Here is a 13,895-nt window from a genome sequence, read left to right as displayed (position 1 = left end):
TACATGGTGTTACATTATGCGGTTTAAGCAGGTCTACGTAATGAAACCATAGATTTATAACAAATTTATTATAAACTTTACATAAATATATATCTTGTAATATAATAATATTTTTTGACAATTACCCTGGCGAAGTAGAAGGAGTAAAAAAAATTTTTACCCCTTCTGTCTTCGCTAATGCGAAGCCTTGATGCTGAACTTTTCTTTTATAAACCGGATATAAAGGTGCTTGAAAGCCGACTTCACCACGCGGGGCATACCAAAGTCGATCGCCATCATGCTTTCGGGCAACTTCCAATCCAAAACCTTGAGATTTTCCGGCTGCAAAAGCGGAAAATCAATCGCCTCTAAATTCGAGCAAAGCCCCAATCTCATCGCCGCAGCTACAGTGGGAACCGCCTCCGGATCGGCATTAATAATTTCCACTAAAGTTCTGTCCAAAGCAAACACATCATCAGAGGCGGCCAAAATTCCCAAAAACTTAGGTTCGCCGCCACTTGGCCCGTTACCTTCGTGACCGATAATTCCATCCAAAATCGTCAAATTTGGGTTAATTGCCCGAGCAGTTTCTACCAGCATTTCACCGAATCTGGCGCTATCTTTGCCAGCTTCCATGTGCCACCAAGCCTTCATTTTGCCGGGAACGCAGCCGAACAAATTTTTCACGCCCATTGTCACCGTTAATTGAACGTGAGATTTGAGTTTGGGCAAATTAATCACTACATCCGCTTCCATTGCTTCTTTGCAAATTCGCAGATGATTGAAATCTTTGCTGACTGTTTCGTAGCGTTTTCCTTGAAACTCAACAACTGGCAAATTCAGTTCTTCCAACAGAGGCAAATAACCATTAGCTTTTGCCACACCCATCGCGCTACCAAAAGCCGGACTATCGCCTAAAAAGGGTTTTCCTCCCGCCTCAATGACCATTTTAGCGACGCAGTAAACCAATTCTGGGCGGGTGACACATTCTTTTGTAGGGCGAGAACCGGTGAGGAGATTGGGTTTGAGTAAAACCCGATCGCCCGATTTGACAAAAGCCGAGATTCCGCCCAAGGGTGCGAGCAAACTTTCTAAAGATGTTTGTAAAATTTGGCGATCGTAGGAATTGGCCTGAATTAAGCTAACAGCAGACATAATTATGAATTCCTTGGTAATTGGTTATCGATCTGGAATAATATACCTCTTGCAAAAAAGATATATGTTATCATCACAGGTGTTAAATTGAATCCCCTAGAGCCAACTCATAATTGTAAATTGCTGACAACAAATTACAAAGCAGACCATAACGACTCGACAATATTTTAAAAAATTTGAGACTTCGATTAACCTGTTCAATTCCCTATTCGCTCCTGTGCTAAAACTCTATTGTAGTCTTTTTCTCAAAGATACAGTTTCCCCTTTTTAGGTTGATTTTTAGGGAGATAACTATTGGTGCGCTCATTCTTTATCCCTTGATAGCCACTATCTTGTAAGCTATTTGTTTCGGGATGAAAATTAATTTTATTTTTTTAGTCGAATTAAAATCGTGGTAATGCTCCGAGCCAAAAGCAGTGAGGAGTTGGGATTCAATCAACTAAAGCAAACATTTTCATTATATCATAAAAATCTTTTGCAAGAGGTCTAATAGGGACTTCTCCAGTGCGCTTTTGAGGAGATATCGCAGGAGTCACCCATTTTTTTGCACCTTCCAAAAATAAATCATATCAAATCCTTGATAGCAAAGGATTTGATATGAAGCGAATACTCTTCGCCAGGATTGGGTATAGCGCGGTTTCTACAATTTGTCGATCGACCTTTTGGCTTGCTCTGCCAGATTTTTAACCGCATTTTTTGCATCTTCTGCTGCGTGGCGGGCAGCCGCTTCGGCTTGTTTGGCTTTGCCTTCAACCTGGTCTTTTCTGTTGCCCGTAATATTACCTAAAATTTCCTGAGCTTTGCCTTCTAAATTTTTGCCGATCGCCTTCGCTCTGTCTTCTGTAGTCATGATAAGCTCCGTTTGGCAAGTTGCTATAGTAACATTGTAAAATTAACTCACCTGCAATTGCCTTTAACTTCATATTAATTTATATTCTGCTTGACCTCGGTCTTCTGCTGATGATTTACTTTGTGCAAATTACTCACTCACAAAGCGAAGGCTTCCTTTTTTTTACCACTGAATACGTCGGCCAAATTCGTCATAACTGAGATGTTGCACCATTCTCAAGAACGGGCTCTCCGGCCCGTTCCACAAAAGATAAATTTTCTTGTGGAACAGGCCGAAAAGCCTGTTCATAAAAGCCTAATTGAGAATGGTGTAAAATATGAGTCCTAAAAAACTATTTCAAACTCGCCGCAGCAACTTTAATCGGTTCGAGTAATTCTAACGGCAAATGCAGCATATTCAATTGGGTGCTATCTGCGGCTTTCCTTTCCGGATCGGGGCCGTGATAATCGCTGCCACCAGTTGCTAGCAAACCGTAATGAAGACACAAATCTTTTAACTTTTGGATTTGGCTAGAACTGTGGGTGGGATGGTATACTTCAACTCCCATTAAACCAGCATCTACTAATTCTTGTAAAACTTCCTCAACACCGCCGCCGCGAAATAAATAAGGGTGAGCCCAAACTGGTACTGCGCCGCAACTTCGCAATAAATCAATGCCTTCGACGATCGAGAATTTCTCGTAATGCACATAAGCCGGGCCGTCATCTCCCAGCCAGCGATCGAATGCTTCCCGCGATGATTTCGCGTGACCTGCTTTTACAAGTGCAGAGGCAATGTGAGGCCTTCCCGGTGCCATTCCTGGCGATGTTTTTGGCAGTTCGATCGCGTATCCCATTGCTGCTAATTTTTCGACCATTTCCTGCGATCGGCGAAACCTTCCTTCCAGGCGATCGTTCAAAGGAACGCGCAACTTATTTGCATCAGGATAAAAACCTAAAATGTGCAGGGAACGGCCGTTGTGAACGGTGCTGAGTTCTAGTCCGGGGACTATTTCAATACCGTGCAAAGCAGCAGCGGCGAAGGCTTCATCCCAACCCGACATCGTATCGTGATCCGTGACAGCCAAGGCGCGAACCCCCGATGAAGCGGCCGCGGCTACGAGTTCGGCAGGAGTGAGAGTGCCATCGGAATAAGTTGTGTGACAGTGGAGTTCTAGCATTTTTTTTGGTAAGTTAAAGTCTGCGAAATCTGCAATTATTCCCCTCACTCACGCCACATATATCGTCATACTATTTTAGATTTTAGATTTTAGATTTTAGATTGGGCATGAGTGACAATATAAGGGTTGGGAGCTTGTCTACTGTTGCATTTTTTTTCGTAACTGGTTTCACAACCAGCAACATTTTTTTTATGTTTATCGTTATTTGTAATAACTTCTTGCGCCTTTAATGGGTACACATTTATGCTTATTCAAACTCGGCATGACATGGGTTTCAGCCCGCCTTTGCAGTTTAATTTAGATGCAGAACACCTTAGCTATTTCTTGATTTCTCGCATTGGGTAAAGCACACCCTCTGGCAATTTGGGAGGAACCGGCGATATTTCAATACTTTGTATGTTGTGAACTGGGATAACTACCAGTTTATCTGCCAATTCGAGAATTATCGGGTCTGCCGTCAACATTTTGTGCAGGCGAGTGCCTAAAGTTGCTTGCTCTCCTACTGTTCCCTCTGGCGCAATGAACTGGAAGTGTTGCTGTTTGCCGTTGGTATAGTGGATTGTCAGATTGATAATTCCTTCTTGGTTGGTTGCTTGCATAATTTTTTCCCCCTAACAGTCGATCGGGACTTGGCAAAATTAACAATAAATCAAAACTGGCGATCGCACCACCGTTGGAAAGCTCGTTGCAAAGCTTTTGACCAAACCAGGCTGTCGGTACGAAAGTCCGGTTACTGCTAATTTTACCACAAAAACTGTACGGAAACTCGCCAACTTACCCAGTATACAATTGGCAGTCGCGCTGTCTTCGCTCCTTAATGCGCGAGCTCCTTCGCCAACAATATTTGGTCGATCGGGCTTTCTTCTATGCCAGTTGGCAAAGTGGCTCAATTTAGCCTCTGTAGCGACTTGACTCAAAGCGGTCTCAAGTCTTACAGCAGAGGCATTTGAGCGCTTTGGGTGTCAAGGTTTTTCGAGGTGGGAACTGTGGAGGTTAGGATAGTGGCATTCTGCTTTCACTGCCGTAGAAGATTTTTTTATAAATTAATAACATAACATTCAGGTACAGCTTATGAAATCCACACTTTGTTTTCCCGAAACTTCTCTTCACTCTAACGCAGTCACTGTTAATAATAATGTTATTGACTCTTGTATCCTTACAGCTTGGATTGACTTAGTAGGAGGAGATTTTGAGAGCTTGGGAGGAGATGATTGGCTTCCCTTGTGCGGCGACATTGATGACGGCGAAATTTACCGGGAATGGTTTTTGTGGCAAGACAGCGAAGTGACTCAAGAATGGGAAGCTTACGATCCCATTACTAATTATCGAGTTGTGGCACCTAGCCGAGAAATGATGATTGCTAAAATCGACCAAATAGAAGATACCAGAACAATTTAGTTGAGAAGGAGAAGGTTAAATCTTGATTTTCAACTTTAATAAAAATTATGTAAACAAACCCGGTTTCTCCCAACCACACTCAAGAAACCGGGTTTTTCAGACCTCAAATCTAGGTGTGAGTTGAGTCCAACTGGTTGAACATAATAATTTATCTCGCTACTGCTTTTTGTTTTTCTCGTTCTAATTTGCGCTGCTTCAAGGCTGCCAGATTTTGTTTAATCGTGTCGATCGCAAATCCAGCCTCCTGCTGTTGGTATAATTCGCTGGCACGGATCAAATCTGCAACAGCCTCGTCATCCGATCGCAAATTTGCAAAAGCTAAGCCGCGATTGTGGTAAGCTTCTGCCAAAGTTGAAACTTGTTCTACAGCGCTGCTAAATTTATCTTTGGCTTTGCGGTACTTTCCCGACTGATAAGCCTCAATTCCTTGTTGAAAATAAACGGAAGCTTTGCTGCCACTGTCGGTATCGGGAAATTCTGGGGAATTTAAAATTGGTTCTTTAAATATTACAGAAATGCTGCCCTTGCCGAAGTAAGCCCAAGTCATTGTTCCAAACCCAATCCCCAGCACAAGGGCAATAATGACAGACAGAGCAATAAAATTGGTGAGTTCCATAGAGCAATATTTGTTGTATTATAATATGATAAGTTAATTCCTAACTTCTGCAACAATGGCTGCACGGATTTACCTTAACTGGAAATGGTTTTTCCGGTCGCTAGCTTTAGTATTGTCGATCGGCTTAATGATTGCAACTGCAAGTTCTGACGCAGCAACCAACGCCCAAACTCAAGCAGGGTGGCAATTGTTGCAGCGGGATGAGACAGGGTTGGTGGTAGCAATGCGACACGCGATCGCCCCAGGTACGGGAGATCCTGCTAACTTTAAGTTAGGCGACTGTTCCACCCAGCGCAATTTATCAGCACAGGGACAAACCCAAGCCAAGCAAATTGGAGCCGAATTTCGCAACCGCAACATCAAAGTTGCCAGAGTTTTATCGAGTCAGTGGTGTAGGTGTTTGGAAACAGCAAAATTGATAAAGTTAGGCAAAGTCGAACCCTTCCCAGCGCTGAACTCGTTCTTTAGGGACAGCAGCACAGAAGCCAGACAAACAGCGACAATCCGCAAATTAATTGTTGATAATCGCAACACAAAAGGCGCGATTATTCTGGTAACTCATCAAGTAAATATTACCGCGATTACTGATATTGTACCGCAAAGTGGCGAAGCTGTGATTCTCAAAAGCGATCGACAAGGTAAAATCCAAATACTCGGACGAATTGGAGGATTTTAAATAGATAGAAAGTTATAATATTATCAATTCCCCATCACCAACTACGCAGTGCCAATTTATATGAGTTTCCAATACAGCGCCGCCCTAGTGACTTTAGCAGACCTTGATAAAGAAGTTCTCGTTAAATTTTATACAAAATTTCTCGACATAGAACCAAACCCTTACATTCCCAATACTTATGCGGAATTTCAACTCAACGGCTTAAGACTCGGCATCTTCAAACCCAAAGATTCCCACAAATCGGAATTTGCAAATCGAGCAAAAACAGGCATGAGTTTGTGTTTGGAAGTCAGCGATATCGAAACTGCGATCGCCCGAATTTGGGCTTTAGGTTATCCGCCCAGCGGAGAAATTATCAAAGCTTCTCACGGTCTAGAAATCTATGCCTTCGATCCTGCCGGGAACCGCATAATTTTACATCAATCCCATTAGAATGTAGGATGATGGCTAATTATTGGTGAACTCTCGATCTTCTCTTCTCTTTCTTCGCGTCTTCGCGGTTCGTTCAAAAAAACATCTAGTTCAAAACCCGCTGAGGATTGCTATATAAGTTATATCAATTCCGGTTGCATTGGAATGATTAAACCGCAGAGTACGCAGAGAACGCAGAGGAAGAGAACAGAGAGATGTAATTCCGATGCTAACGGATTTGATATTATGCAATTGCTTCACCACCTTCGCAATCACATTGTCAAACCCGCGTCTACAAATCAAAACGGCCTTAACTATCTCATCAGTTCAGCAAAACTATAAAAACTGATAATTAATAACAACAAGGCTGTTAGGTGAGTTAGCTGAAATTGAGGCCGTGGGCCGATCGATTCCCGCACCAAAATTGAAAAAGACGAACCAATTATATAACTCAGAGACAGCGTTAAATATTGCCACTGCAATGTTACACTCCACAGCCCGAGCAAAATCATCGCCAAAGTCAACATCACCAACTCAACAAAGCGAGGCGGATTGTGCTGAGTAGACAGAATTAAAGTGTCCAACCAATATTGCCAAGGTCTCATGTGTTAGCGATCGAGCTTTTGGATTTAGCCTTCTAGCTTAACCTACGATCGCCATTCTGTTTGTTCCTGCAAACACCTTAAAGCCTCCGCCGTCTCAACCTGCGGAAATTGCCCATAAAAGCGGCTGACACTGTAAAAAGGGTGAGGAGTCTCCAAGACGATCGCCTTATCGCCCATTTGGGCCAAAAATCCCATCAAATCTGCCGGGGCGACAGGCGCGCAAATCCACAAAGCCGCCGGTTGCTGCGACTGCAAAGCCTTAGCCGCCACAGCCATTGTCATCCCCGTCGCAATGCCGTCATCTACCACAATCGCCAAAGCCCCCGCCGCACTGATATTTGGGCGTCCCGGAGACAAGTCTGCCAGCAGAGATTGAGCATTATTTTGAGCCACGGGCAATGCTGATTTTTGCAAGCGTAAATTGTGCTGCTTTTGCTTTTCCCAGAGGACATGACCATCAGCAGTTGCAGCCCCGATCGCCAATTCTAAATTATCTGGGCGAGTAATTTTCTTGGCAACAACCACATCCAAAGGACAGCCCAAGCGGCGCGCAATCGGCACAGCAACGGGCAAACCCCCGCGCGGCAAGGCGTAAACAATCGGTTTCACCGCCTTCTGTGTCATTAAACTCAACTTGCCGAACTCGTCCACAACTGCCTCGGCCAGTTTTTCGCCTGCATCGGCGCGATCGTCAAAAAACGGGTTAGAGAACATATTTTTGCCTGTACGAGCTCAACCAAACAATTGGAGATTCTGCGAGTGTTAATTGGAGATTGTGCGCGCGTGCGTAGCTATCCCGTAGGGAATCGACAGCATCGCACACAAGCTTCTAGCCAATCTCAAATCACACAACCCGATCTAAACTATAAACTCTAGGCTCGAAAAAATCTCCCTAATTGTAAAATGTATGTCCAGCGACTTGCAACTCAGCCTTTTTGACAACAATCAAAGTGCCACTTTCCAAACAGACTCAATACCAGCAAATGCCAAAATTCCCATCCCTCCCGGCACTTATCAAAATATGGAACAAATCGCCGAGCACTGCAACCGCTGCTACCGCTGCGAATTGGGCAACAGCCGCACTCACGCCGTCATCGGGCGCGGCAATCCTCAAGCCTCAATTTTGATTGTGGGAGAAGCGCCCGGACAAAACGAAGACGAAACCGGATTGCCCTTCGTCGGCCGATCGGGCAAACTGTTAGATAAGATTTTAGAATCCGTGGGATTGAGTGCAGAAACCGACGTATTCATTGCCAACGTCATCAAATGTCGCCCTCCCAACAACCGCCCTCCGACAGCAAAAGAAATCGAAGCTTGCAAACCTTACTTGCTCGAACAAATCCGCATCTTAGACCCCAAAATTATTTTATTAACCGGTGCAACAGCCCTCAAAGGTTTGCTAAGCGACAAGCGACCCATTAGTAAAATTAGAGGTCAATGGATTGAATGGGAAAATCGTTTGTGTATGCCAATTTTTCACCCGTCGTACTTGTTGCGAAACCCCTCCCGCGAACCGGAAACTCCAAAATGGTATATGTGGCAAGATATGCAACTAATCAAGGCTAAATTGGATGAATTCAAAGAGCAAGTCTAATCAATTTTTCTTGTTGATTTGTAGGCGGGTTTGAGGCACAATCTCGGATTTTTACCCACAATCTTAAAACCCGCCCCCACCCACCGAAAAATTATAATTAATTTTCATGTGCAATTAGTAGGGGACGGGTTTCACCAACAATCTCTGATTTTTACCTGCCATCTACAAAACAAGTTCCCGCTTTCCATTCATAAATTCACGCCCCGTAGTAAAAATCCGAATTATGGTTGTCTCTAGTATTTTTAGTGAAACTCCTATCAATAGACAAGAAATTCCTCAAGAACTATTAGACATTGAAGATAAACAACGTACTAATCCACTTCCTTGGAAAGGGCAATTTTCACCCCAGTTCGTCCAAACTTTGATTGATAAATACGCAACTAAAAATAGTGTTATTTTTGATCCATTTTTAGGTAGTGGAACAGTTTTATATGAGGCAGGAAGATTCGGAGTGGAAGCCTGCGGAACAGAAATCAATCCAGCAGCTTTAATCCTAGCTAACACTTATAAATTCATCACTATTTCACCCGGAAAGCGTGAAAAATGTATCAATTGTTTTCTCGCTCAACTAAAAACAGAGATATGGGAGAGAATGCCACTCTTCCAAACAATACAAAAAGAACTTACACCTAATGATTTAATAGATAAAATCGTAGATGTAGCCGTTGATGATGAAGAAAACTTCCTTAATATTTTACATGAAGTATTAGTGATATTGCTAGACTTAGAAAACAAAAAACTTACCAAATCAAGAGTTTTTACACTTGCGGAAAATATCGCTACTTTTGTCCTTAAACTACCCTATAGTAAAAAGCCGATAAATGCCTACAATGCCGATGCAAGACACGTTCCCTTACAAAACTCCAGCGTCAATCTTGTGATTACCTCCCCCCCTTATATCAATGTATTTAACTATCATCAGCAGTATCGCGGTTCTACTGAAGCACTAAATTGGAAAATTTTAGAGGTGGCAAAATCAGAGTTTGGTTCTAATCGCAAGCATAGAAGTAATAGATTTCTAACTGTCATTCAATATTGCTTAGACATCGCCTATACTTTGCAAGAATTGTTAAGAATATGCAGCCCTAACAGTAGAATAATATTTGTACTAGGTAAAGAATCAAATATTAGAGGAACGCCTTTTTTAAATGGGGAGTTAGTTGCAGAAGTTGCTCGTCAAGTCTTGGGGATTAGCTTAGATATCCGTCAAGAAAGAAGTTTTGTAAATCGTTATGGAAAAATTATCAAAGAAGATATACTACACTTTACAAAAAGAGAAGACTTACAGTATTATTTTGCCATACATCAAGCCAGAACTCTTTCTATAGAAGCTTTAATATCTGCTTATTCCGTAGCCAATGAACAAGTAAAAGATGAAATCAAGGATGCTATCGATAAGGCTGCCACAGTACAGCCCTCACCTTATTTCGATCTGCAGCGTTCACGAAAAACCATTGAAATACTCAACCCAAAAGCAGAAAATTATGTTTAATTTAGCTCAACCACATGGGGACAAACTAGCAGCATTACTTGATAACGTGAAATTACCTCCTACAGATAAACGGCGTGTTAATCAAGCAATCGAATACTACAAAAAATGGTTGGAAACGCTTAAAAACATCAGGGGGGATGATCTGAAAGTTGTTCCAGAGATGGTATCCCATCTAACCTCCTATAAGCGATACATTGACGTTGAACTAATTTTTGACAGTGACAATGATTTTTTGTACCGTCAAAAAGGGCAATTAAAACTTGACAACTCAATTATTGAAGAATTTATACCTATCTTAGTTACAACCGTCTTTGCAGATTCATTAAAGGACAAAGAATTATCCTTTGGCCCAACACAGTGTTTTTCATCACTACGATTTGAGTCAAGTTTAAAACTCAGTCCAAAAGGCGGCGGGATGAGTATTCGAGCCAAGGATCAAGATTTTGCGATTAGTAGAAAAATATTCCTAAAAGCCTCTCATAACCAAGATTTTAAGGAGACTACCTCCCGTGAGGCAAATATTGCTTATGTTGCGGCTGAGTGTAAAACAAATCTTGATAAAACCATGTTTCAAGAGGGCGCAGCAACTGCCCTGGATGTAAAATTGAGTGTACCAGGAGCCAAGTATTTCTTGCTATGTGAGTGGCTTGATATGTCGCCGATTAGCTCATCACTCACAGCTATTGATGAGATACTAATTTTGAGAAAAGCAAAACGCTTATCGTCTAATATAAGAAGTGCTTTTAGTACGGTAGAGGGAAGAAAGAAAAATAAAGATTATTTTGTCAACCATCTCGATAACAACCCCTTTGCACCGGAAGTTTTTATGAGATTTTTAAGTGAGATTGAAGGGATGATTGGTAAAGATGAACTAGACGAAGATGACGTGCTGTCAAGAGGCTATTTTTAAGTGTAAAAAAAATCATCGGAACCAGCGAAAGCTATGGCTTTGCCTGACAATCGCGCAGCCACAAACGAATCGCCTCAGCAATTTCGCTTTTCTCCCCCTGTGGCCGCAACAACGGACTAACAGCCGCCACGGTATCATACCTAGAAACAATTTTCACTAATTCCCACCCGTTCTCCGTTTTAGTGAAAAATAACCAATGATATTGCTCAATTTCAACTCGTTTTCCCCCGCGATACTGCCGTTCCAAAGTAGTAATGAAAACTTGACTGGCATTTTCAGGAAGCGCATCTTCAAAATTCAAAGGTAGCGGTTCAAACTCCGGGCGGCCGGCTAAAATTATTTGAGGCAGCGCGTAACCGGGCGGTGTGTTAGTGTTAGGAGAAAAGTGCGATCGCACAATTACGCGATTAGCATAACTCGGCAAATCTTGCAACAGGCGATCGACCAAAGTTTCTAAATCAGCGGGACAGGGCGATCGCGCTAACCAACCATACCCACTTGCGTTTATAGTGCGATCGGCATTTGTGACAACATTAGCAGCCAAAGTCGGAGTTGCAACCGCAGATATCAGCAGATAAACACAGATGAACGCAGATAAAATTCCATTGGCGTTCATCGGCGTTTATCGGCGGTTAAAACTGAGATGTTGCACCATTCTCAATAAGCCTTTTATGAACAGGCAAGATGCCTGTTCCACAAAGAGTGAATTTTCTTGTGGAACAGGCATCTTGCCTGTTCTTGAGAATGGTGCAAGATGTGAGTTAAAAACAACATTCATATTGTTACTCCAACTCTTCACAAATACGCGCAAAAGCCGCCGCCGGATCGTCCGCAGCAGTAATCGGGCGCCCAATCACCAGATAATCCGCACCAGCTTTCAAAGCCGCCTTCGGAGTCATCGATCTTTTTTGATCGCCTCCCTCAGCCCATTTCGGACGCACACCGGGACAAACTAACACAAAATCATCCCCGCAACTCATTCTTAACTGTTCCACTTCTTGCGGAGAACAAACAGCCCCAGCTAAACCAGTTTCCTTAGCCAACAATGCCATGTGTAAAGCATATTCCGGCAACTCCAAAGGTATTTTCAACTCAAAAGCCAACTGTCGCGAATTCAAACTCGTTAATAGAGTAATAGCAATCAACTTAGGACTCGGTTTATCCACAGCCGCCGCCCCTTCAGTCAAAGCCAACTGTGCCGCTTTCAAAGCATCTTTACCACAAGTAGAATGGATAGTCAATAAATCCACATTATACTTAGCAGCAGCCCGACAAGCACCAGCCACAGTATTCGGGATATCGTGAAACTTCAAATCGAGAAAAATCCGCTTTTCCCGTTGTTTTAAAATTTCCAAAATCCCCGGCCCGGAACTCACAAACAGTTCCAAACCCACTTTCCAGAAAGATACTTGCGGCAGTTTGTCCAGAAGCGCGATCGCCTCTTCTTGACTCGAAACATCCAAAGCAACAATAATTCGATTATCAGCGTTCATCAGCGTTCATCTTCAGTATTCATCTGCGGTTAAAAAAATAGATTAGTCATCGCAATAATTGCCTGCTTTGAACAGGCAAGATGCCTGTTCCACAATAATTATTGGAGATGTCTATTCAAGACACCAATCGCACAAACTTATTCTTCCCAACCTGCAAAACCTTACCGCATAAATCAGCAGGTGATTCAAAGGTGAGGTTAACATCAGAAACTTTATCGCCCTCCAACTTCACCCCGCCGCCCTGCATCAACTTCCGCGCATCACCGCTACTTTTACAAAGCCCGCTAGCACTCAGAATATAAAACAACTTAGCCGGAAATTGCACACTTGCCAAAGAAAACTCCGCCACAGCATCAGCTTGTCCCGCAGCACCTTTAACCAGCGCAATTGCATCTTGTTGTGCGCGATCCGCCGCTTCCTTCCCCCGATACTGGCGCACCACATCCAAAGCCAAAAGTTTCTGTTTTTCTCGCGGATTTTCTGGCAATTCATCAATTGGTAAATCTGTCAATAGTTCAAAATATTGGGCGATCGAACTATCAGCAATTTTCTCCAACTTAGAATACATCGTCAGCGGGTCTTCCGACAAAGCCACATAATTGCCCAAAGATTTCGACATCTTCTGCACCCCGTCAGTCCCTATCAAAATCGGCATCAGCAAACCAAACTGCGGCTTCATCCCAAAATGCCGCTGCAAATCTCTCCCCACCGCAATATTAAACTTTTGGTCAGTTCCCCCCAACTCCACATCAGCCTCCAAAGCCACCGAATCGTAACCCTGCATTAGTGGGTACAGAAACTCGTGCAGATAAATCGCATTTTCCTGCTGCATCCGATTATCAAATCCCTCTTTAGCGAGCATCTGCTGCACCGTCATCGTCTTCAGCAGTTCCAAAATCTTCGCCAAGTCCAATTTCGACAACCACTCGGAGTTATAGCGAATTTCCAAACGTCCGGGCGTGTCAAAATCTAGAATCGGACGCACTTGGTCTAAATAAGTCTTGGCATTTTCCGCCACTTGTTCGGCTGTCAACTGGCTTCGCATCTCGGACTTCCCTGTCGGATCGCCAATTCTTGCGGTAAAATCTCCGATGACCAGTACCGCTGTGTGACCGGCATCCTGAAAAGCCCGCAGTTTGCGGAAGCAAATGCTGTGTCCCAAGTGAATGTCCGCCCCTGTGGCGTCGATTCCCAGTTTGACTCGCAAGGGTCGATCGACTTGGGCCAGCAGTTGGGCTAAATTTTCGTCAGAGTTGCTAGAATCAGGTCGATCTGGAAAAATCTCGCTGATGCCGCGGTAAAGTGCTGAAAGGTTAGGAGTTATCATCGGGGAGCGATCGTCCATCATATTTTGCCAAAGTGCAGCAGAATTAGTTACACTCACTGGTTGACGCATAAAAACATAACTATCACGCTACTATAATCCGAAACCTGACCGGCTTTCATTAGCTGACCCCGCCCAAAAACGGATACCAGCCCCGACAACAGTCGCCGACATCCCACAATTTTAGACGCTAGTTCAAACTCCTAAATTGATCTGTGGAGTAAATCTAAAAT

The 13,895-nt window shown here is 43.3% G+C and carries 17 protein-coding genes and 1 pseudogene; 6 read left to right on the top strand and 12 right to left on the bottom strand.

Going from position 1 to position 13,895, the window contains the following annotated elements:
* Positions 1-174: 174 nt before the first annotated feature.
* The 6 genes and pseudogenes from QT984_RS18825 to QT984_RS18800 all read right to left on the bottom strand — a co-directional run bounded on the left by QT984_RS18825 (position 175) and on the right by QT984_RS18800 (position 4,060).
* The gene (locus tag QT984_RS18825; protein ID WP_333055929.1) at positions 175-1,134 is read right to left on the bottom strand and encodes a DUF362 domain-containing protein; all 960 of its coding nucleotides are present in this window, start codon (positions 1,132-1,134) and stop codon (positions 175-177) included.
* Between the two features lie 82 nt (positions 1,135-1,216).
* A pseudogene (locus tag QT984_RS18820) lies at positions 1,217-1,558 on the bottom strand (transposase family protein); the annotation flags it as partial.
* A gap of 216 nt (positions 1,559-1,774) precedes the next feature.
* Entirely contained in the window at positions 1,775-1,984 is a 210-nt protein-coding gene (locus QT984_RS18815) for a CsbD family protein (RefSeq protein ID WP_333055930.1), read from the bottom strand.
* Positions 1,985-2,315: 331 nt separating this feature from the next.
* A complete protein-coding gene (locus QT984_RS18810; RefSeq protein WP_333055932.1) occupies positions 2,316-3,143 on the bottom strand; it encodes a PHP domain-containing protein in 828 nt (275 codons plus the stop codon).
* Positions 3,144-3,460: 317 nt separating this feature from the next.
* Positions 3,461-3,742 carry a hypothetical protein gene (locus QT984_RS18805; RefSeq protein WP_333082156.1) on the bottom strand — a complete coding sequence of 94 codons (282 nt, stop codon included), beginning with the start codon at positions 3,740-3,742 and terminating at the stop codon, positions 3,461-3,463.
* Between the two features lie 39 nt (positions 3,743-3,781).
* Positions 3,782-4,060 carry a hypothetical protein gene (locus tag QT984_RS18800; RefSeq protein ID WP_333208105.1) on the bottom strand — a complete coding sequence of 93 codons (279 nt, stop codon included), beginning with the start codon at positions 4,058-4,060 and terminating at the stop codon, positions 3,782-3,784.
* Between the two features lie 154 nt (positions 4,061-4,214).
* Between QT984_RS18800 and QT984_RS18795 the strand changes: the two genes are divergently transcribed.
* Positions 4,215-4,541: a hypothetical protein gene (locus QT984_RS18795; protein WP_333055934.1), complete on the top strand. Its 327-nt coding sequence runs from the start codon at positions 4,215-4,217 to the stop codon at positions 4,539-4,541.
* 148 nt (positions 4,542-4,689) lie between these two features.
* Here the strand turns inward: QT984_RS18795 and QT984_RS18790 are convergent, their stop codons facing one another.
* The gene (locus tag QT984_RS18790; RefSeq protein WP_333055935.1) at positions 4,690-5,157 is read right to left on the bottom strand and encodes a hypothetical protein; all 468 of its coding nucleotides are present in this window, start codon (positions 5,155-5,157) and stop codon (positions 4,690-4,692) included.
* 55 nt (positions 5,158-5,212) lie between these two features.
* Between QT984_RS18790 and QT984_RS18785 the strand changes: the two genes are divergently transcribed.
* Complete coding sequence (locus QT984_RS18785; protein WP_333055936.1) at positions 5,213-5,833, top strand: histidine phosphatase family protein; 621 nt, start codon at positions 5,213-5,215, stop codon at positions 5,831-5,833.
* A gap of 60 nt (positions 5,834-5,893) precedes the next feature.
* Entirely contained in the window at positions 5,894-6,265 is a 372-nt protein-coding gene (locus QT984_RS18780; protein WP_333055937.1) for a VOC family protein, read from the top strand.
* Positions 6,266-6,558: 293 nt separating this feature from the next.
* On the opposite strand, the gene QT984_RS18775 is transcribed toward QT984_RS18780, so the two are convergent.
* Together QT984_RS18775 and QT984_RS18770 are read right to left on the bottom strand one after the other, a co-directional pair.
* Positions 6,559-6,849, bottom strand: coding sequence for a hypothetical protein (locus tag QT984_RS18775; protein WP_333055938.1), 291 nt, complete (start codon positions 6,847-6,849; stop codon positions 6,559-6,561).
* 42 nt (positions 6,850-6,891) lie between these two features.
* Positions 6,892-7,563, bottom strand: a complete 672-nt coding sequence (locus QT984_RS18770) for a phosphoribosyltransferase family protein (RefSeq protein WP_333055939.1) — start codon at positions 7,561-7,563, stop codon at positions 6,892-6,894.
* A gap of 193 nt (positions 7,564-7,756) precedes the next feature.
* Here QT984_RS18770 and QT984_RS18765 point away from each other — a divergent pair, with 193 nt between their 5' ends.
* From QT984_RS18765 to QT984_RS18755, 3 genes are all read left to right on the top strand, one after another.
* The gene (locus QT984_RS18765) at positions 7,757-8,443 is read left to right on the top strand and encodes a uracil-DNA glycosylase (protein ID WP_333055940.1); all 687 of its coding nucleotides are present in this window, start codon (positions 7,757-7,759) and stop codon (positions 8,441-8,443) included.
* Between the two features lie 223 nt (positions 8,444-8,666).
* Positions 8,667-9,935 (top strand): DNA methyltransferase, encoded by a 1,269-nt coding sequence (locus QT984_RS18760; protein ID WP_333055941.1) that lies wholly within the window; start codon positions 8,667-8,669, stop codon positions 9,933-9,935.
* Positions 9,928-10,845, top strand: coding sequence for a Bpu10I family restriction endonuclease (locus QT984_RS18755; RefSeq protein WP_333263263.1), 918 nt, complete (start codon positions 9,928-9,930; stop codon positions 10,843-10,845). The genes QT984_RS18760 and QT984_RS18755 overlap by 8 nt, the downstream gene beginning before the upstream one ends.
* Positions 10,846-10,876: 31 nt before the next feature.
* Here QT984_RS18755 and QT984_RS18750 read toward each other — a convergent pair whose 3' ends face one another.
* From QT984_RS18750 to tyrS, 3 genes are all read right to left on the bottom strand, one after another.
* Positions 10,877-11,461 (bottom strand): hypothetical protein, encoded by a 585-nt coding sequence (locus tag QT984_RS18750; protein WP_333208100.1) that lies wholly within the window; start codon positions 11,459-11,461, stop codon positions 10,877-10,879.
* A 166-nt stretch (positions 11,462-11,627) separates the two neighbouring features.
* On the bottom strand, positions 11,628-12,338 hold the full coding sequence (gene pyrF, locus QT984_RS18745; RefSeq protein WP_333374635.1) for an orotidine-5'-phosphate decarboxylase: 711 nt from the start codon (positions 12,336-12,338) through the stop codon (positions 11,628-11,630).
* 115 nt (positions 12,339-12,453) lie between these two features.
* Entirely contained in the window at positions 12,454-13,686 is a 1,233-nt protein-coding gene (gene tyrS, locus QT984_RS18740) for a tyrosine--tRNA ligase (RefSeq protein WP_333055955.1), read from the bottom strand.
* Between the last annotated feature and the right edge of the window lie 209 nt (positions 13,687-13,895).

The sequence above is a fragment of the Microcoleus sp. Z1_B2 genome, from assembly GCF_036700325.1.
In the GTDB taxonomy this organism is placed as follows: Bacteria; Cyanobacteriota; Cyanobacteriia; order Cyanobacteriales; family Microcoleaceae; genus Microcoleus.
The sequence above is the reverse complement of the archived record's forward strand: the minus strand, read 5'-3'. Positions and strand labels throughout refer to the sequence as shown.